This is a genomic window from Eleftheria terrae, from assembly GCF_030419005.1.
GTDB classification, from domain to species: Bacteria; Pseudomonadota; Gammaproteobacteria; order Burkholderiales; family Burkholderiaceae_C; genus Caldimonas; species Caldimonas terrae.
Window position 1 is genome coordinate 262,582 of record NZ_CP106952.1, and the last position, 19,724, is coordinate 282,305.

General features: G+C 70.8%; 13 protein-coding genes. 7 read left to right on the top strand and 6 right to left on the bottom strand.

Annotated elements, in window-relative coordinates; all coding sequences use genetic code 11:
• The first annotated feature begins 772 nt into the window (after positions 1-772).
• Positions 773-1,288: a DUF6933 domain-containing protein gene (locus N7L95_RS25475; RefSeq protein WP_301260426.1), complete on the top strand. Its 516-nt coding sequence runs from the start codon at positions 773-775 to the stop codon at positions 1,286-1,288.
• Between the two features lie 103 nt (positions 1,289-1,391).
• Here N7L95_RS25475 and N7L95_RS25480 read toward each other — a convergent pair whose 3' ends face one another.
• Both N7L95_RS25480 and N7L95_RS25485 read right to left on the bottom strand, forming a co-directional pair.
• Positions 1,392-1,718 (bottom strand): DUF2845 domain-containing protein, encoded by a 327-nt coding sequence (locus N7L95_RS25480; RefSeq protein ID WP_301260427.1) that lies wholly within the window; start codon positions 1,716-1,718, stop codon positions 1,392-1,394.
• Between the two features lie 140 nt (positions 1,719-1,858).
• Positions 1,859-2,953, bottom strand: a complete 1,095-nt coding sequence (locus N7L95_RS25485; protein ID WP_301260736.1) for a LacI family DNA-binding transcriptional regulator — start codon at positions 2,951-2,953, stop codon at positions 1,859-1,861.
• Between the two features lie 555 nt (positions 2,954-3,508).
• Here N7L95_RS25485 and N7L95_RS25490 point away from each other — a divergent pair.
• Complete coding sequence (locus N7L95_RS25490; RefSeq protein WP_301260429.1) at positions 3,509-6,205, top strand: AbfB domain-containing protein; 2,697 nt, start codon at positions 3,509-3,511, stop codon at positions 6,203-6,205.
• Positions 6,206-6,636: 431 nt separating this feature from the next.
• Here N7L95_RS25490 and N7L95_RS25495 read toward each other — a convergent pair whose 3' ends face one another.
• Both N7L95_RS25495 and N7L95_RS25500 read right to left on the bottom strand, forming a co-directional pair.
• Entirely contained in the window at positions 6,637-8,559 is a 1,923-nt protein-coding gene (locus N7L95_RS25495; RefSeq protein ID WP_301260430.1) for a glycosyl hydrolase, read from the bottom strand.
• Between the two features lie 303 nt (positions 8,560-8,862).
• Positions 8,863-9,192: a hypothetical protein gene (locus tag N7L95_RS25500; protein ID WP_301260431.1), complete on the bottom strand. Its 330-nt coding sequence runs from the start codon at positions 9,190-9,192 to the stop codon at positions 8,863-8,865.
• Between the two features lie 118 nt (positions 9,193-9,310).
• Between N7L95_RS25500 and N7L95_RS25505 the strand changes: the two genes are divergently transcribed.
• Positions 9,311-9,868, top strand: coding sequence for an NUDIX hydrolase (locus N7L95_RS25505; RefSeq protein WP_301260432.1), 558 nt, complete (start codon positions 9,311-9,313; stop codon positions 9,866-9,868).
• A gap of 44 nt (positions 9,869-9,912) precedes the next feature.
• Here the strand turns inward: N7L95_RS25505 and N7L95_RS25510 are convergent, their stop codons facing one another.
• Complete coding sequence (locus tag N7L95_RS25510) at positions 9,913-11,553, bottom strand: cyclic peptide export ABC transporter (protein ID WP_301260433.1); 1,641 nt, start codon at positions 11,551-11,553, stop codon at positions 9,913-9,915.
• A 174-nt stretch (positions 11,554-11,727) separates the two neighbouring features.
• On the opposite strand from N7L95_RS25510, the gene fhuF reads away from it, so the two are divergent.
• Positions 11,728-12,492: a siderophore-iron reductase FhuF gene (gene fhuF, locus N7L95_RS25515; RefSeq protein WP_301260434.1), complete on the top strand. Its 765-nt coding sequence runs from the start codon at positions 11,728-11,730 to the stop codon at positions 12,490-12,492.
• Here fhuF and N7L95_RS25520 read toward each other — a convergent pair.
• The gene (locus N7L95_RS25520) at positions 12,467-14,875 is read right to left on the bottom strand and encodes a penicillin acylase family protein (protein WP_301260435.1); all 2,409 of its coding nucleotides are present in this window, start codon (positions 14,873-14,875) and stop codon (positions 12,467-12,469) included. The genes fhuF and N7L95_RS25520 overlap by 26 nt on opposite strands.
• Positions 14,876-15,096: 221 nt before the next feature.
• Here N7L95_RS25520 and N7L95_RS25525 point away from each other — a divergent pair, with 221 nt between their 5' ends.
• From N7L95_RS25525 to N7L95_RS25535, 3 genes are read left to right on the top strand one after another with little or no spacing between them, the layout of a single operon-like run.
• A complete protein-coding gene (locus N7L95_RS25525) occupies positions 15,097-16,176 on the top strand; it encodes a GNAT family N-acetyltransferase (RefSeq protein ID WP_301260436.1) in 1,080 nt (359 codons plus the stop codon).
• Positions 16,177-16,192: 16 nt separating this feature from the next.
• Positions 16,193-17,491 (top strand): lysine N(6)-hydroxylase/L-ornithine N(5)-oxygenase family protein, encoded by a 1,299-nt coding sequence (locus tag N7L95_RS25530; RefSeq protein WP_301260437.1) that lies wholly within the window; start codon positions 16,193-16,195, stop codon positions 17,489-17,491.
• Positions 17,492-17,519: 28 nt separating this feature from the next.
• Positions 17,520-19,724 (top strand): TonB-dependent siderophore receptor, encoded by a 2,205-nt coding sequence (locus N7L95_RS25535; RefSeq protein WP_301260438.1) that lies wholly within the window; start codon positions 17,520-17,522, stop codon positions 19,722-19,724.

Sequence of the window (19,724 nt, forward strand, 5' to 3'; positions counted from 1 at the left end):
GAGCATGTTCGGGGTTCCCAAGCGTGAAGACGACGTTGCGCCGCAGGATACGCAGGCCCCCACGCCACCGAATCGCGGGAAACCCGTGAGTCATTGACCTCCTCCGGGCTGGGCGGCCGCCGCACAAGCGTACTGGGCGGCGACGCCGGAGCAGGTCAAGACCTTGGCGCGCCAGCGCGCTACCGCCAGCGAACGGATCGGGCCCCCGCCGGCCGCCAGAACCGTCCCGGTGGGCGCGGCCCCTGCCGGCGCGGACACGAGGCCGGTTCTTCGAGCACAAGGAAGGGCACCGCGCCGCCGCTAGCAAAGGACGATCGCTTGGGCGGACAGCGCGGTGATCGACACGGCGAGCACCGCAGCACACGGCCGGGCAGCAAGCGGTCTTCTCCAGCGACAGGCGAGCCGACCGACCACCGAGCCGCCACACGGGCGAGACGACGAGCACGGGAGATGGCATCGGCCACCGGCCGCCTGGAACTTCGGGCCGCGAAGTTCGGGCCGATTGACCCAGGAATCAGGCGAGGGTCGCAGCGAAAGCCGCAGATGCCGGACGCCGGGGGCCACTATTGGCGCTGGGTGCCGGCAGCAGTGTGCGAGACGTGTGGAATGACCGCTTCAGGCTGAGTGCAGGCACCGTGGACGTGCCACCGAACGACGGGCGTCATCAACGACTGACGGTCGAAGCCTGCCGCATGAGGCACTGTCGAAGCGTCACGAGCAGACGTGTGGCAGGCGCCATACTCTGGCCCTTCTGCAACTCTCTGCCAGAGCCGTGTTCACCTTCCGCTGCACGCAAAAGCTCCTCGACAGGCTCAATGCGGCTCCTGTGCAGGAGTCGGCTCCACCAGATACGGTCCTTGGCGACTGGTACGCCACTCTGGTCCGTGCCGGACGAATCCAGGTGGTGCTGGCCGTCAGCGAGCGAACCTTACTGCCTGTGGTGGTGCCAGCAAGAGAAGGCCGGAGCCTTGTACAGCGACTTACCGAGGCATTGGGGCCTCTGCTTGAGTCACTCAGTCTCCCTGCAGAGGTGGTGACTGCCGAGCGCCGCGCAATGCAGTCTTGGGTCATTGGGAAGACGGCAAGTCGGCGCATCTTGGGCTCACTCAACGACTTGGTGTTTCAGCTTCAGGTCGGGCTGGTCGAGTTTCCAGATCGAACGCTGCTGGCGCAATCGCTCTGGCTGGCCCAGACCCCCTTAAAGCTCATCGAATATGGGGCACCAAACAGCGCAACTGTCGCGGCCTTTGTGGCTCAACGCACGCTGCGTGCGGCAAGCAGCCGATGACTGCAGCGACTGCAATCATCGGCTGCCACCGCCGCACAGCGTTCGTTCCGCCGCTGATGTCGCGGACATCAATGCAATGGCGCGGACCATCCCGCCACTCACTTCAGCGAATGCGGTCGCCGTACTTGATGGAGCGCAGCTGGCCGCCCTCGAAGCGCAGCATCGTGATGAACTGGCCGGGGCCCGGGCGGTAGGTCCACTCCTCGACCGTTTCACAAGTGCCGACCTGGACCACCGTGCCGCCGGTGGTCGGCACGCCGGACTTCTCGGCCGGCTTGCAGAAGCTGTCCTTCATCACCGGTTCGCCGCACTTCTGCAGGATGGTGGCCTTGGCGTCACCGGTGCGGGCGTGGTCGTTGCCGCACTTGAGGGTCTGGGCCTGTGCGACGCCGGCGGCGGCCAGGCACAGGATCGGAACGAGGCTGCGCATGCTCGATATCTCCTGGAGTGTCTTCTGGGGCGGCGCAGCTTATCACCCGGTGCGACCGCCCGGGGGTGCCGGAAGTCAGCCCGCTGCCATGGCCGGGCGTGCGGCGACCCGCTGCGGCATGACGCGGATCGCCCTGCATGTCAGCGTTTTCGACCAGGCGGGCCGACGCTGTCGCGCACCACGAGGCGGCCCTCGACCTTCAGCGTGCGGTGCCGCGAGGCGGCTTGCCCGTGCTCGTCCAGCAGCGTTTCCACCGCGAGCCGACCCATCTCGTAGTTGGGCAACACCAGGGTCGTCAAGGCCGGGTGGGTGTGCTGGGCAATCTCCTGGTCGTCGTAGCCCATCACCGACACCTCACGCGGCACGGCCAGGCGCAGTTGGCGCAGCGCTTCGAGGCTGCCCGCGGCCATCAGGTCATTGGCGCAGAAGATCGCGGTGGGCGGCCGCGGCTGGCGCATGAGCGCCAGCGTGGCCTCGTAGCCGCTGCCCACCTGCCAGTCGCCCTCCCGCACCAGCGCCGGCTCGAAGGGCAGGTCGTGGCTGGCGAGTGCGCGACGGTAGCCCTTCAGCCGGTCGCGCGCCGCGTCCATCCACGACTCGCCGTTGATGAAGGCAATGCGGCGGTGGCCCGCCTCGATCAGGTGCTCGGTGGCACTGTGCCCGCCCGCCACTTCCGCCGGCAGGACGCAGGAGCGCGGGGACGTCGGCAAGGGCGGCTCACCGGCCGGGCGCCGGCCCGGCGAAGGCGGCGCGGGTAGGGCGGCCTCATAGCAATTGAGCAGCACGGTGGGCACCGCCGCAAGCCGGTCGGGAACCTGCACCTGCCGCGTGAAGATGGTCGAGTAGATGACGCCGACGATGGCGGGGTGCGACAGCAGGCTGTCGAGAGCCGCGCTCTCGCGGGCGCTGTCGGAACGCAGGGTCGTCACGGCCACCGTGGCGCCCTGCTGCCAGGCGGCATCGCTCGCCCCGTCCACCGACACCACCGGATGCGGGCTGGTCGAGATCTCGTCCACCACGTAGAGGATGAGCGGCGAGTGGCCCGCTCGGCGGGACGCCGGCCCGCGCTCGGCGCCGGCCTTGGCCCGCGTCGAAGGCAATTGATAGCCGAGTCGCTCAGCCGTGTCGCGCACCCGCTGGCGGGTTTCCTCGGACAGGCTGATGTCACGCACATCGTTGAGCGCCAGCGACACGGTGGACTGCGACACCCCTGCCGCCTTCGCGACATCGGTCATCGTGACGCGGCGCGGCGACGCGGTGCCGGTGCTCGCGCTCGCCGCGGTGGCTGCCCCGGATGCCGCCGGCACGGCGGCCTTGCGGTCCTTCTCGGCGGCCCTTCCGCCTGCGCTGCGCGCGCCTCCTCTTGCCATTCCCGTCCTCTGTTCCCGAGTTCTTCAGTTGTCTATGACTAATAGTCTGACCGCAGCCTCGGCGCGGTCCGGCTTTCGATGATAAGGCCGTGCCCTTGCCTGGGCAGGCAGCCCCCGGGGAGAGCCGCCTCGCCACCTTGAGATACGCGCACTTACATCACCACCAAGATCTGCGTGCGGTCGATTATTAGTATTAGCAAAACTATTAGTGACGGCACCTCCGCGGACGGAGCGAGCCGTCCCCTGCCCGGTGCAGCGCTGCCGCGGGCCGGGCGTCTGTTCCCCGACTTTCACAAGGAGACAACGGTGAATTCGATAAGACGGCGATTACTTGCATGGCTGCTGCCCCTGCTGGCGGCCGGGTGTGGTGGCGGTGGCAGTGGCGGGCCGGACGACGCCGTCCAGGCAGCGTCACCGTCCTTGCAGCGGGAGGCGGCGCAAGCGGCCGCCGCACCGGTGGCGCGGCTCACCACGCCGTGGACCGACGCGGCCCTGCGGGCGGCCGTGCCGCTGCCCGAGTACCCGCGGCCGCAGATGACACGCTCGCAGTGGCTCAACCTCAACGGCAGGTGGAGCTACCACGGCGGCGCCGCCGCGCCGGATGCGGACAACACGCCGGAGGCGGCGCCGGCCTTCCCGGCGCAGCCCGAGCAGGTGCTGGTGCCGTTTCCGGTCGAGTCCTACCTGTCCGGCATCCAGCGCATGAACGAGCGCAACCTCTGGTACCGCCGCGCCTTCCAGGTGCCGCCCGCCTGGAGTGGCAAGCGCATCCTGCTCAATTTCGGTGCCGTCGACCGCAAGGCCACCGTCTACGTGAACGGGCGCAAGGTGGGCCAGCACGTCGGCGGCTACGACGCCTTCAGCTTCGACATCACGCCCTACCTGCGCCGCGGCAACAACGACCTGGTGGTGGGTGTGTTCGACCCCACCACCGGCGACGACATGGTGGGCAAGCAGACGCTCAACCCGGGCGGGATCTTCTACACGCCGAGTTCGGGGATCTGGCAGACCGTCTGGCTGGAGCCGGTGGAGGCGCCCCACATCACGCGGCTGGACCTGACGCCGGACCTGGCCAACAGCCAGCTGCGCCTGCGCGTGGTGGGCGAAGGCCTGGCCGGCCACACGGTCGAGGCGGTGGCGTTCTCCGGCGGCACCCGCGTCAGCAGTGCCAGCGTGCGCGGCGGCGTCGAGTTCAGCCTGCCGATACCGAACGCCACGCTCTGGTCGCCCGAGCAACCGTTTCTCTACGACTTGCAGGTCACCCTGCGGCGCGGCGGCGCGGTGGTGGACCGGGTGGGCAGCTACTTCGGCATGCGCTCGATCGAGGTCGGCACGGTGGGCGGCGTGCCGCGGCCCTTGCTGAACGGCCGCCATGTGTTCCAGTACGGCCCGCTCGACCAGGGTTTCTGGCCCGACGGCCTGTACACCGCACCCACCGACGAGGCGCTGAAGTCGGACCTGCTGCTGGCCAAGGAACTCGGCTTCAACATGGTGCGCAAGCACATCAAGGTGGAGCCGCAGCGCTGGTTCTACTGGGCCGACAAGCTGGGCCTGCTGGTCTGGCAGGACATGCCGCAGGCCTGGGACGCCGAGTCGCAACCGGCGGCTCGCGCGCGCTTCGAAGCCGCCGCCCGAGAGATCGTCGACGAGCACCGCTCTTCGCCCGCGGTCGTGAGCTGGGTGATCTTCAATGAAAGCTGGGGCGACTTCGACATGGTGCGCATGGCGCAGCAGTTCAGGAGCTGGGACCCGAGCCGCCTCATCAACACGCATTCCGGCATCAACTTCGCCCCGGGCGACCAGGGCGTGGGTGACCTCATCGACCTGCATGACTATCCCGGCCCGTCGGCGCCCGCCTGGCAGCCGGGGCGCATCGCGGTGCTTGGCGAGTTCGGCGGCAACGGCTTGCGCACCGAGGGGCACATGTGGAACCCGGCGTCCACCTGCTGCTACACCCTCTATCCCGATGCCTCGAGCCTGACCCGGGCCTACCTGGACCAGGTGGACACCCTGCGCGAGCTGGCGGCCTCCCGGGGCCTGAGCGCCGCGGTCTACACCGAGACCAGCGACGTCGAGGACGAGCTCAACGGCTTCGTCACCTACGACCGCAAGGTCAGGAAGATGGACTTCGCCGCGGTGAAGGCCGCGCACGAGGCCCTGCTGCAGGGGGTGCCCTACCTGCGCCTGGGCAGTTCGTACTCCTTGCGCACCGTCACGCCCGGGGTGGGCAACCGCTACCTGCGGCAGGCTGCCGGCCTCGGCTACACCGAGCTGGTGGACGCCAGCAGCGCGGAGTCGCTGAAGAAGGATGCGTCCTGGAAAGTGGTGGCGGGCCTCGCCGACCACCGCTGCCTGTCGCTGGAGTCGATCCACCAGCCGGGGCAGTACCTCCGGCATGCCGGTGCGCGCCTGCGCATCGACCCCAGCGATGGCAGCGAAGCGTTCCGGCAGGACGCGACCTTCTGCCCCCGGCCGGCACTCGACGGCGGGGGTGGCGTGTCGCTGGAATCCAAGAACCAGCCGGGGCACTTCATCCGCCACCTGTACAGCGAGGTCTGGCTGCATCCCCTCGAGGACCATGCGCTGTTCAGGGCCGATGCGTCCTGGGCGCCGGGGCCGGGCTGGTGGCGCAGCAGCGTGATGCTGCCGCTCGGGCAGCTGCAGTCCCTGCGGGTGCTGACCCCGAACTTTGACAACCGCTACCTGCGCCATCTCGACGGCCTGGCCCATACCGAGGTCGTCACGGCCGACAGCGACGCGCTGTTGAAGCAGGATGCGTCCTGGCGCATCGTCGCCGGGCTGGCGGACCCAAGCTGCTACTCCTTCGAGTCGCGCAACTTCCCGGGCGAGTACCTGCGCCACATGCACTCGCGGGTGCGCCGCGATCCGCTGCAGCACACGGCGCAGTACCGGGACGATGCCACCTTCTGCGCGCACGCCACCGGCAATGGCGCCGCGGGCGTGCGCCTGGCGGCATACAACTTCCCCAACCGCTGGCTGCGCCACTATGCAGCGGCGGTGTACATCTCGGACGGCTTGGGCGGCGAGCCGTGGAACGGGGCAGGCGGCCATGAGGCCGACACGCGCTGGGCGGTAGAAGCCGCCTGGGCGCCCTGAGCGGCCGGGCGCTGCTGGCGCTTTGCACCCCATCGCCGGGGTGTTCGCAGGCGGTGGCGCGGGCGGGCCGGGAAGCACCGCCCTGGCCTGCGCAGCAGCCGGCGGGTGGAGCGGTTCACGCCTGCCTGCCGGCGGCTGGGCAACGACGGAGCCGAGCGATTCACGACCGGGTTCAGCATGCCGCGACCGGCGGCAGCACCCAGGCGCAGTGCAGGCAGCGCGCCACGCCGGGGCCCCGTGCCAGCATGACGGCAGCTGCCACCGCCTGCTCGCTCGCCGGCACCGCTGGCATGCCGCCGGTCTGCGGACCCGGCGCGTCACCGCCCTCCCTCGGCACTTCAAGCACAAAAAAGCCTGCATGACCTTCGTCATGCAGGCTGGGCAGGCGGTCGGTGCCGCCCCTTGCGGGGCCGGGACCGGCGGCGAGCGCCTTACTTCAGCAGCACCGGCTCCAGGCCCAGGGTGACGGTGGCGGCGGAGATGCCGCTTTCCTGGCCAGCCAGGGTGCGCACCTTGGACACGCCCCACTCGGCCGGCAGCGACACCACCGTGTTCGGCGTGGTGGCCCAGGCGATCACGAAGCTCTCGCCGCCGCGGGTGGCACGGAACACGTACACGTTGTGGTTCACCTGGTAGGAGTCGACCAGGCTGGCACCCTTGACCCAGCGGATGGCTTCGGCGTAGGAGGTGGCCGCGGCGGTCGGCGTGCGGTAGTCGGCTTCCACCATGCGCGAGCCGGCGCCTTCCTTGCTGCGTTCCCAGTAGTAGTAGTTGAAGTTGCTGATGCCCTTGCCCCACATCATCATCAGGGCGCGTGCATTGACGCTGTTCTTCTCGGCGGCGGTGGCTTCCCAGGTCGAGCACTGCTGGAACGAGGGGTCGCAGATGAAGGCGCCTTCGGTGTTCCACAGCGGCTTGTTCTCCACACCGTGGTTGCGCATCACTTCACGCACGTTCTGGATCTGCGAGCCCAGCAGCTCGGGCTTGTTGTTGTAGTAGAAGTGGAAGCCGATGTGGTCCACCCACTGGCCGCCACCGAGCTCCAGGAAGCGGTCCAGCCACGGGTAGCCCTGGCCCAGCGTCAGGCCGGGGGACACCAGCACGGCGGTGGCGTCGGCGGCCTTGATCTCCTGGTGCGCGATGCGGGCCATCTCCACCATCTTCTCCATCGTGCCCTTGTAGGTGCCCGAGAAGTCCGGCTCGTTCCACAGCTCGTAGTACTTGATCTTGCCGGCGTAGCGGCGGGCGATGGTGCGCACATAGTCGCGCCAGTCGTCCATGTTGGCCGGGTGCATGTTGGCGCCCATGCCGTACTGGCCCACCGAGCTGGGGTTGGCCGAGGCCCAGGTCGGCGTCTGGCCCAGGGTGTACAGCATCTGGCCACCGTTGCGGCGCACGTAGTCCACGTACATGTCCAGGCGCAGGCCGTGGCCACCGCTCCAGTCCCACACGTTGTTGGCGCGCTCCAGGTCGGCCCAGGTGGTGCCGGTGTTCCACAGCCGCACGATGCCCTGGCCCAGCGTCGGCCAGTTGGAGTGCTCGCCCAGCTTGTTCACGTGCACGCCGAACAGGGTGTCCGGGGCCGCGGCCTTGCTGACGGGGGCCATCTCGTTGTAGTCGACCTCGGCAATGCTCATGTTGTCGATCCACACGTTGGCGCCGGCCGTCTTGGAGTTCACCCGCAGGGTGCCCAGCACGTCGCCGACATAGGTGCCCTGGATCTCGATCTTCTGCCAGCTGGTGCCGACCTGCACGGTCTTGGCGGCTGCCGCGTCCCAGGGGTGGGCGTCGCGGCGGATCAGCAGTTCCACCGAGGCATTGCCGTCCGAGCGCACATAGGCGCTGGCGCGGTAGGCCCGGCCCTTCTTGAAGGCGAACGGGAAGGTCAGGTGGCCACCGCCGCCGCCGCTGGACAGCATGCGAAAGCGCTGCGAGGTGGCGCCGGCGTAGACATAGCCGCTGCGGGTCTCGCGCTCGGTCTCGAAGGTGCCCGCCGGGCTGCCCCAGATGTTCATCTTCCAGCCCGGGGCGGTCTTGCTCCAGCTGCCTTCGAAGTCGGAGCCCGCCACCGGGGTCACGGTGACCGAGGCGCCGCCGGCCGCCGGCAGCGCCAGCGCGCCGCTCAGGCTCGCCGCCGCGCCGTAGCTGGCCACGGCCTGGGCCCGCTCCACCGGGGTGGTGTTGGGTTGCAGCAGCAGCGGGGCCGCCGCCTCGATGGCCACCGGCTGCTCGGCCGCGGCCACGCTGTCTTGCCCGGCCGCCACTTCGCTCTGCTCGGTGCCGGAGCCGCCGCCGCATGCTGCAAGCAGGACGACGCTGAAAGACACGGCCCAACGGTAGACGCTCGAATTCATTCTCTGTTCCAGTCTGATGTGCTGAATGAATGGCCAAACAAGCTCCGCCTCGCGCCTTGCGGCGTGATCAAAGGGACGGGGTGTTTGGACAAATAAGCGGGCGCGCGATCGAGGGTTACCAACTGCGGTCGGTGTGGCGTCCTGGCGGACGCTGCCTCGGTCTTCCCGCTACGGTGTTGTCAGACTGGCGCCTGAGCGTCTTTCACCGGTGCGATGCCGAGATAAACGGCGCTTTGCCGGCTGACTTGATAGCGGCAAATGAAACAAATTGTGTTTCAAACTTGCGGAGGGCCCGCCTGCCGTTCAGGCGCGCCAGCCACGCAGCGTGACGCGGCGCCGCTCCTGGTCGATGCCGCGCATCGAGGCCAGCGCCCGGCGCGCCGGGCGCTGCGTGGTGGTGCCCACCAGGTACCAGGCGTCGCTGCCCCAGAACAGGTCGTCCATCAGGCGCGGGTCCGGCGGGTCTGTCAGCGGCTCGATCTTGAACGAGCACCAGAACATGTCGTCGGGTTCGGGGTCGACCAGCCGCGCCAGCGGCTCGTCGTCGACGATGACGTTCCAGCAGGTGTCGTCCCTGGCGTCGAGCGGGCGCTTCAGGACGCGACGCAGCCAGGCCATGGCAGTGAGCTTCACCCCTGCATTTTCGCTGTGGCCCGCTCCCGGGGGAGCACACGCAGGATCCACAGCGCCGGGCGCCCCGTCGCCGCCGCGTCCTCCCGCTGTGCTGAGCACCGGCAGAATGCGGGCACCGATGGTTGATTCGCCCGCCATGATGCCTCCCCACCGCGGCGCGCCGGTACGGCGCACGGTGCGCCTGATCCTGTTGAACGAGCGCCAGGAACTGCTGCTGATGCAGGTCGTGCTGCCCGACCGCAGTTTCTGGTGCACGGTGGGCGGCGGCATCGAGCCCGGCGAAACGCTGCGTGCGGCGGCGCGGCGCGAGGCGCTGGAGGAAACCGGCTTCACTGATGCCGACCTCGACTGGGGGCCCTGCGTCTGGCAGGGCGAACACCTCATGGACCGCGACGGCGTGGCCATGCTGCACCACGAAACCTTCGTGCTGGTGCGGACCCGGCGCACCGACTGGTGCAGTGCCGGCCTCACGGACGCGGAACGAGCGGTGGTCCGCACGCTCCGCTGGTGGAGCGTGGACGAGTTGCAGCAGGGTGCGCCGCATGTGGTGCCGCCGTCGCTGGCCAGCCACCTGGCCGACCTGGTGGGCCGGCTGTCCGCCGGGGAGCAGCCGGTGCGGACGCTGCCCATCGAATTGGGCGACCGGCCCCGGGGCGACAGGCAGCGACGCCCCTGACGGCAGCGACGGGCCGGCCGGCAGGGACGCGCCGCCGACCCACCTCAGGCCGCGGCCTGCTCTTGTGCCTGCAGCGCCTGCGGCACCTCCACCGACACCACCTGCCCCTCTTCCAGCCGCACCACCCGGTCGGCCAGGTGGAAGTAGCGGTCGTCGTGCGAGATCACGAGCACCGTCTTGCCCATGGCGCGCAGCTCGGGCAGCACCTCGCGGTAGAACACGTCCTTGAACACCGGGTCCTGGTCGGCGGCCCATTCGTCGAACACCAGGAAGTCGCGGTCCTCCAGGTAGGCCACCACCAGCGCCAGGCGCTTGCGCTGGCCCTGCGACAGCGCCCGGGTGGTGAAGGCGCCGTCGCGCACCTGCACCTTGTGCTGCAGGTGCAGCCGGGCGATCAGGCGGTTGCCGCGGGCGTCGAGGTCGCTGCTGGGGGCGTCCAGCAGGCGGTCGAACAAATGGAAGTCGGAGAAGATGGCGGAGAAGCCCTGCCGGTACCGGTCCAGCCCGGCTTCGTCCACCGGCTCGCCGTTGAACAGGATGCGGCCGGACTCGGGGCGGTACAGCCCCACCAGCAGCTTGGCCAGCGAGGTCTTGCCGCTGCCGTTGCCACCCACCAGGAAGGTGATCTGCGCCGGCTCGAAGCTGAGCGAGATCGGGCCCAGCGAGAAGAAGTCGTCGCTGCCCTCGTGGTAGTAGCGGTGCTGCACACCGTCGAGCACCAGGCTGCCCAGGGTGCGCGGCGGCATCGCGCAGGCGGCGTCGCCGGCTTCCGGCATCTCGCGGGTGATCTCGTCGATGCGGGCCGCCGACACCCGCGCCAGGTTGGCCCGCGGCAGGTTGACCAGCAGCGCCTCGAGCGGCGTGATCATGTAGAGGAAGACCAGTGCGAAGCCGGTCATGATGCGGGCCCGATCCGGCACGTCGCCGACCAGCACGAACAGCACCAGCCCGATGAAGGCATAGATGAGGAAGCTGCCCCAGCTGGCCGAGACCAGGAAGATGGACATGCCCAGGGTGCGCTGGCGGCGCACCGTCTCGATGGAGCCGCCCAGCACCTCGCCGGCGAAGCGCTCGCGCTTCTGGCGGTGCAGGCGCAGCTCCTTCGCGCCCTCGACCAGCGAGCGGAAATGGCCAAACAGCCGGTCCTGCTCGCGCGAGGCTTCGTCCAGGTGGCGGATGGCCCGCAGGTGGGCCAGGTGGTAGCCGAGCGAGCCGAGCCCGATCACCACCACCGCGACCGCGAACACCGACCACGACAGCCAGGCCATGTAGGCCAGGCAACCGGCCACCACCATGCCGTTGACCAGGATGGTGGGGGCGCTGACGAAAAACTCGGCCACCCGCGCGCTGTGCTCCGACAAGGCGGACTGCACGCGGGCGGTGCCCAGCTCCTCCAGCCGCCGGTAGTCGGTGGCCAGGACGCGCGCGGAGATGAAGCGCCGCAGCTCGGCATGCGCACGCTGGCCGAGGCGCTCGAACAGCACCGACGACGCCATGTGGCTCAGCATGGTGAGCAGCGCCACCGCGGCGAAGACCAACGCCAGGCCGCGGCGCTGCGACTCCGGCGCGGTGAGCGCGGTGTTGATCTGCGCCAGCAGCAGCACGCTGCTGGCGCCCGAGGTGAGGCTGGCGAGGCTGGCGGCCAGCAGCAGCCGGCGGGATTGACGGATCAGATAGGACAGCAAGACGCACCTCGCGTTAAGGCGGCAGGGAGGGAGCACATGCCCTACTGACGATCCGGCGCCGCCCCTGTTCAGGCCGGGCCGCTTGCCGCGCTGAATGTGCGCCGGCCTGGATCGTCTTGCAGGCATGACCGCCATATCTCCCCTGCCTGCCCCCGCCCGCCCGGGCGGCCCGCGATGATCCCGATCCTGGAGCCCATCTTCCGCGGCCCCTGGGCCGCCTATGGCGAGAGCCTGGCCTGCTCGCCCTGCCCGCCGCCCCATGCGCTGCCGGTGAGCCAGCTGCTGGCCGGGCCCGAGGTGCTGGACGAGCTGCTGCAACGCCATGCCGCCCATCTCGGCAGCACCGACCTGCGGCCGGTGGCCTCGGCCTGGAGCCTGCACTACCTGTGGGCGCTGCTGCCGCCGGTGGTCGCCGCGGCCAGCCTGCTGCGGCATGCCTTCGCGGTGCAGCCGGGACAGATGTGGGTGGAATTCGATGCCGACGGCGAAGCGCGCCGCTTCCATGTGGCCGACAGCGGCCGGCCCTGCCCGCAGGGCGACAGCTCCGCGTGCTACGAGGCGCTGCTGTGGCAGCACCTGGCGCCGCTGTTCGAGGCGGTCGGCCGGCGGGCCCGCCTGCCGGCCAAGATCCTGTGGGGCAATGCCGCCCGCTACCTCGACAGCATCTTCGAGCAGGGCCTGCTGCTGAGCCGGCAAGCCGACGCGGTGGCGCGCGACCGCGAGCGGCTGCTCGAGCAGCCGGCCTGGCCGGACGGCCGGGCCAACCCGCTCTACAGCCGCGCCCGCCAGGTGCTGCAGGAGGCGCCCGGCGGCGCCACCCGCCTCACGCTGCACCGGCAGTGCTGCCTCTATTACCTGCTGCCCGGTGAAGGCTACTGCGTCGCCTGCCCGCTGGCGCCGCAGTACCGCCGGCTCACGGCTGCAGCAGCAGGCGGGTGAGGCCCGGGTCGCGGGCGATCTCCTCCTCGCGGAACGGGAAGGCCAGCCAGTCCTTGCGTGCATAGCGCAGCACCGGGGCCTCGCCGGGGCCGTTGTCCACCGCGGCCTCGTCCTGGCCGTGGGCCAGCAGGGTGTGGGCCTCGACGCCGTGGTGGCCGAAGCGCACCCCCTGCAGGTAGGTGTTGCCGATGGAGTCGGGCCCCATGCGCCAGCTGCCGTCGTAGTTGCAGGCCACCGCGAAATAGCCGCCCGCCTGGCAGGCGCCGTAGAGCGGCACCTCGCGGCCGCCGCTGCGCACCAGGCGCTGCTGGCCGACCGGGGCATCAAGCGCCACGCCGCGGTCGGCCAGGGACCGCTGCGCGGCCTCCAGCGCCTGCGCGACACGGGGATCGCTGCCATCCGGGTCGCGCGGCGTGTCCAGCGGCGCAGCGGCCGAGAACGGCACCCGCCAGAGCTGCTGCGGCGGCACCGTCTTCTCGAGCTGCTCCCAGAAGGCGTCCCACAGCAGCGCACCGCGGTCCTGCGCCTGTGCCGTGCCGGGCCAGCTGCGCAGCACCTGGCACGCGGCGGCGAGCGCGGGTGCACCGCAGGCGGCGTCGAGCAGCTCGTCCTTGAACAGCTCGGCTGAATGCGAGCGGGCCGCCAGCGACTCGCGCATCAGCGCCTGGCTGAGCCGCAGCGACGAGCCACCGGCCGAGCGCATCAGCCGTTCGGCCAGCCGGTGGCCCTGGCGGCCGCGCAGCGACAGGGCCTGGCGCTCGCCGCCGAGCACCGCCGGGAAGCCCTCCAGCGGCTGCTGCGGGTTGCCGAGCCAGTAGCTGTCGTTCATGTTGGCCACATAGTCCTCGCGCAGCAGCGTCGGCAGGGCGGCGGCCGGGAGGGTGCCGGGTTGCACCGCGGCCGCGTCATGTTGCCAGTCGCAGGCACTGCGGCTGCCGTCGAGGAAGGGGGTGACGCCGTCGAGAGCGGCGAAGCCGCGCGACAGCGGGGTGGCGCAGGCGGCGCGCAAGGCGTCCGGCGTCGCCGGCACCACACCGAGGTCGGCATACCAGGCGCGCGGGTCGCCGCGGCCGATGGCGAGGGTGTTGACCCAGGGCAGCGCCGCCTCACGCCGCTGGATGGCGATGAAGTCCTCCAGCGAGCGGGCCTGGTTCCAGGCCAGGTAGTTGCGGAAGACGCGGAAGTTCTCGGCATTGGCGTCGCGCAGCGCCACCGCATGCCCGCCCGCCCAGCCCAGCGCCGGATGCCAGGCGCCGAGGTCGACCACCGGCCCCTGGCGGCTGCGGTAGAGGGTGCGCGTGACGGTGGACAGCCGGCCGTCGGCGCCCCGCACCTCCACCGCGACCGTGCGGGCCTGCATGGCTGCGGTCACGCCGTCCACCTGGTAGCGGGTGGCATCGGCGGCATCGAGCGTGAGGTCGAACAGGCCGAAGCGGCGGGCGGCCGAGACGGTGTGGCTCCACGCCACCTGGTCGTTGAAGCCGATCATGACCACCGGCACGCCGAGGAAGGCCACGCCGGCCACATCGAGCTGGCCCGGCAGCGTCAGGTGCATCTGGTAGAAGCGGTCGGGCCCGCCCCAGTACCAGTGCGGGTTGCCCAGCAGCACACCGCCGTCCTCGCCGGTGGCGGCGCGGCCAAAGGCCAGCGCATTGCTGCCCAGGCCGGCCTGGCGGCCGACGCCCGGCACCAACCAGACGGGCCGCTCGCCGGCTGCCCGGGGGACGGCGGTCGCCGCGACAGGCGCCGGCCGGGCCTTGACGATCTGGGGAATGAAGCGCGCATAGCCGGCACCGATCTGTGCGGCGTAGAAGCGCCGGTACACATCGTCGGCGCTGATCTCGCGCACCCACGGCTCGTTCAGGCAGCTGCGGGCCGCCGCGCCGGGCGCAGCGCCACGCGCCTCGCGCAGGTAGCGGTTGTAGCCGGCCGCGTAGCCCTGCACCAGCTGCTGCAGGGCGGGCGGCTGGGCGGCGCGCTGGCGCGCGAGCATGTCGGCGTCGGCGAAGCCGCGGAAGAAGATGTCCAGCTCCAGGTTGGTGGGCCGGCCAAGCATCGAGTCGTGCGGCGGCCGGGCCTCGGGCCCGAAGTGGGCGGAGCGCCGGCCCTCGTAGGTGAGAAAGCCGTCGGCCAGCGTGCACAGGGCATCCTGCGCCTGCGCATAGCCCACCCCCAGGCCCAGGCCGTGCCAGGACGTCGCCCGCACATGGGGAACACCGTCGGTGGTGCGGCGCAGCTCCACGACGGCGTTGGACCCGGCGGGCCGGGCGTGCGCCGGCCCGCTGGCGGCGATGGCCGCCAGGGCGCTGGCCAGGACGAGCCCGGCCCGGGCGCTAGGGGGGGTCCGGCCGGCCGCCGGCCTTGCCCTGCTGTCAACTCGCATGCATGTGTCCTCGTGGTGGTCGTCGTCGCGCCGCCGCCGCGTGGCGGCGGGCCTGCCTTGATGACGGCCCGGCGGCCGCGCTGTTCAGCGCCCGGCCGGCGGCGCCACGACTGAACGTTTCGACAGGCCGTTCGTCTTGTTCTGCAGCAGGGGGCGACGCGCCGCGCAGGCGGGCGCCGCCCCGCCCCCCATCCGATTCTCCAACCGCCACAGGAGCGCCCATGTCGCCACAGGAAGTACGAGGACCCGCGCCGGACGCGCCCTTCATCTCGCATCCCGACGGCCAGCCGGTCGAGGTGCTGCGCGATGGCCAGGTGCTGCTGGCCCGCCGCGGACCGCAGGCGCCGGCATCGCGCTGGACGATGCAGCCGAACGGCGACGGCGGCCTGACGCTGCAGGCGCAGGCGCCCTGCGCCGGCACCCCGGACACCGGGCACCTGCTGGCCGCCGTGGAAGCCGCCTTGTCGCTGCACCCGCAGGCGCGCGGCCTGGTGCTGCAGGCGCCGGCCATCGCCGCCGAGCTGCTCGGCAGCGGGGCCGTGCTGCGGCAGGGCGGCATCACGACCGTCGACCGCGAGCTGTTCTGGCAGCAGGCGCGCATGTGGCTGCCCACCGTCAGCACACCCTTTGCGCTGCGCCATGTGCTCACCCAGGGCCGCCGCCATCCGCAGCGCCCGCCGAAGCCGCAGGGGGTGGTGTACCAGCGCCACATCCCCTGGCTGGGCCGCACCTTCTCCTTCCGCACGCTGGAGCTGGAGGCCGACCTGCCGCGCTTCAACCGCTGGATGAACGACCCGGTGGTGGTGCGCTTCTGGCAGGAGGCCGGCAGCCTGGAGCAGCACCGCGCCTACCTGCAGGGCATCGCCGACGACCCGCACATGACGTCGTTGATCGCCTGCATCGACGGCGAGCCCTTCGCCTACTTCGAGGTCTACTGGGCCAAGGAGAACCGCATCGCGCCGTTCTACGACGTCGGCGACCACGACCGTGGCTGGCATGTGCTGGTGGGCGAGGCGGCCTTCCGCGGCAAGGCCTATGCCACGGCCTGGCTGACCTCGATCACGCACTACCTCTTCCTGGACGACCCGCGCACCCAGCGCGTGGTGGGCGAGCCGCGTGCCGACCATGTCCAGCAGATCCGCAACCTCGACAAGTCCGGCTACGCCAAGGTCAAGGAGTTCGACTTCCCGCACAAGCGGGCCCTGCTGATCTCCATGCTGCGCGAGCGCTACTTCGGCGAGCGGCTGTGGCTGCCGCGCGAGGAACCGCAGCCGGACGCCGTTTCCCCGCAGCAAGCATGAGCCTGGAGGTGACCCCATGAACCCCGTCGTCCACGACCTGATCGGCATCGGCTTCGGCCCGTCCAACGTCGCGCTGGCCATCGCGCTGGAGGAGGCGCGCGCCGCCGGCGAGCCGGCGCTGGATGCCTTCTTCATCGAGAAGCAGCCGGGCTTTGCCTGGCACCCGCACATGCTGCTCGACGGCACGCACATGCAGATCTCCTACCTGAAGGACCTGGCGACGCTGCGCAACCCCTGCAGCCGCTTCACCTTCGTGAACTACCTGCACGAGAAGCGGCGGCTGCAGGACTTCATCAACCTGAAGACCTTCTTCCCCAGCCGCCACGAGTTCAACGACTACCTGGCCTGGGCCGCCTCGCATTTCGAGGACCGCTGCGCCTACGGCGAAGAGGTGCTGGAGGTGCTGCCCGACAAGCGCGGCAACGAGGTGGCGCTGCTGCGGGTGCGCTCGCGCGATGCCGACGGCGTGGTCCACGAGCGGCTGGCTCGCAACCTGGTGGTGGGCGTCGGCGGCGTGCCCAAGGTGCCCGACTGCTTCCAGCCGCTGCGCGGCGACGCGCGGGTCTTCCACACCCATCACTACCTGGCGCGCATCGGCGCGCACGACGCGGCCCGGCGCATCGCGGTGGTCGGCGCCGGCCAGAGCGCGACCGAGGTCTTCCTCGACCTGAACAAGCGCTCGGCCCAAGCGCAGGTGGACCTGCTGATGCGCGCGCGCGCCATCAAGCCCTCGGACGACAGCCCCTTCGTCAACGGCATCTTCGACCCTGAGTTCACCGACTACGTGTACGGCCGCCCGCCGGCCGAGCGGGCCGAGCTGCTGGAGGAGTTCTCGCGCACCAACTACGCCGCGCCCGACCTGGCGCTGCTGGAGCAGCTGTTCGACCTGTTCTACCAGCAGCGCGTCACCGGCCGCCACCGCCATCGCTTCCTGCGCCGCCATGAGGTGCGCAGCGCACGCGCGGCGGCCGACGGCATCCACCTGACCCTGCTCGACTTCGACACCCAGCGCGAAAGCACCGAGCGCTATGACGCGGTGGTGCTGGGCACCGGCTACGAGCGCGACCGCCACCGCAGCCTGCTGCAGCCGCTGGCGCCCTACCTGGGCGACTTCACGGTCGACCGGCACTACCGCGTACAGGCGGTGCCGCACTTCCGCCCCGGCATCTACCTGCAGGGCGCCTGCGAGGCCAGCCACGGCCTGAGCGACACGCTGCTGTCGGTGACGGCCGTGCGCACGCAGGAGATCGGCCACAGCCTGCTGGCGCACCGCCGGCCCGCCCCCCATCCGCAGCCCGAGGCGCTGCACCTCTGATTCCTCAACCCGTTCTTTCCTGACTGCCATGCAAGCTTCCCAGGCCGCCTTCCCCTTCCCGCGCACCCGGCTCGCGCGTTCACTGCACCTGGCCCTGCTGGGCCTGTCGCTGGTGGGCGCGGCACGCGCACAACAAGCGCCCCAGGCGACCGACACGGCGAAGGAAGCCAGCCTGCCGGCCGTGCGCGTGACGGCCCGCCGCGAGGCGGAAACCGCCACCGGCCCGGTGCGCGGCTACGTCGCCCGCCGCAGCGCCACCGCCACCAAGACCGACACGCCGATCGCCGAGACGCCGCAGTCGATCTCGGTGGTCACGCGCGACCAGATGGACGCGCAGAACGTGCAGTCGGTGGGCGACGCGCTGCGCTACACCGCCGGCGTGATGGCCGAGGCCAACGGGCCCGACCCGCGCGCCGACGTGGCGACCATCCGCGGCTTCGGCGGCGGCCGCTCGGCCTTCCGCGACGGGCTGCGCGACCATGCCTTCGGCGGCCAGGGCGGCATCGTCATCGAGCCGTGGGGACTGGAGCGCATCGAGGTGCTGCGCGGGCCGGCCTCGGTGCTGTACGGGCAGGGCGATGCCGGCGGCATGCTCAACCTGGTCAGCAAGCGGCCGCAGCCGGTGGCCCACCACGAGGTGCAGCTGCAGCTGGGCAACCACGGCCGCAAGCAGGCCGCGGTGGACGTGGGCGGGCCGCTGGCTGCGGCCCCCGAATGGAGCTACCGCCTCAATGCCCTGGTGCGCGACGCCGACACCGAGGTCGACCATGTGAAGGACGACCGCCTCTACATCGCCCCTGCCCTCACCTGGCGGCCGTCGGCCGCCACCAGCCTGACGCTGCTGGCCAGCTACCAGAAGAACGAGCGCGGCCAGGGCTACCAGTCGCTGCCGCGGGTCGGCACGCTGGTGCCGGGCGTGGAGGGCAAGGTGCCGACCGAGCGCTTCGTGGGCGAGCCGGGCTTCGAGCGCTTCGACCAGGAGCAGACCTCCATCGGCTACCAGTTCGAGCACCGCCTGGGCGAGGACTGGACGCTGCGGCAGAACCTGCGGGTGATGAACCAGGACACGCTGTTCAACTCCACCTACCATGCCGGCCTGCACGATGACGGCGTGACCATCGACCGCCTGGCCGGCCAGGGCCGCGAGCGGGTGCGCAATGTGGTGCTGGACAACCAGGCGCAATGGACGCTGCGCGGCGACGGCCTGCAGCAGACCCTGCTGTTCGGCCTGGACCACCAGCGCCTGCGCGCCACCCAGGGCACGCTCTACACGCCCTTCCCCACGCTCAACGTCTACCACCCGGTGTATGGCCAGCCCTTGCCGGTCAGCCGCAAGGCGCCGCCGGACGACACCCGCAAGACGCTGACGCAGACCGGCGTCTACGTGCAGGACCAGCTGAAGTTCAACGACCGCATTGCCTGGACGGTGGGCGGCCGCTACGACACCACCCGCTCCAACGAGACCGACCTGGCCAGCCGCCAGGACGATCCCCAGCGCGACCATGCCTTCACCTGGCGCACCGGCGTGGTCTACCTGGCCGACGGCGGCTGGGCGCCATATGCGGGCTATGCCCGCTCCTTCTCGCCGCAGGTGGGCAGCGACGCGGCGGGCCGCCGCTTCGACCCCGAGAAGGGCGAGCAGTTCGAGGTCGGCGTGCGCTACCAGCCGGCGGAGCAGGACTTCTCGCTGCTGGCCTCGGTCTACGACCTGCGGCGCCAGAACGTGCTGGTGGCCGACCCGGTCAACCTGGGCGAGCAGGTGCAGCGCGGCGAGGTGCGCTCCCGCGGCCTGGAGCTGGAGGCCAAGGCGACCCTGATGCGCAGCCTCGACCTGGTGGCGAGCTATGCCTACAACGACCTGGAAGTGACCCGCAGCACCGGCCCCGAGCGCGGCCACCGGCCCAGCGCCAGCCCGAAGAGCATGGCCTCCGTGTGGGCCAGCTGGCGGGTGGCGGACGTGCCCGGCCTGAAGCTGTCGGGCGGCGTGCGCCATGTCGGCTCCAGCTATGGTGACGAGGAGGAGACCCTCCGCGTGCCCAGCCACACGCTGGTGGATGCGGCGGTCGAGGTGAACGTGGCCCGCCTGCTGCAAACCACCGGCGACTGGCGGCTGGCGCTCAATGTGAGCAACCTGTTCGACAAGACCTATGTCTCCACCTGCGGCTACTTTGCCGACGGCTGCAAGTACGGCTACGGCCGGCGCGGCACGCTCACGCTGTCCTACCGCTGGTAA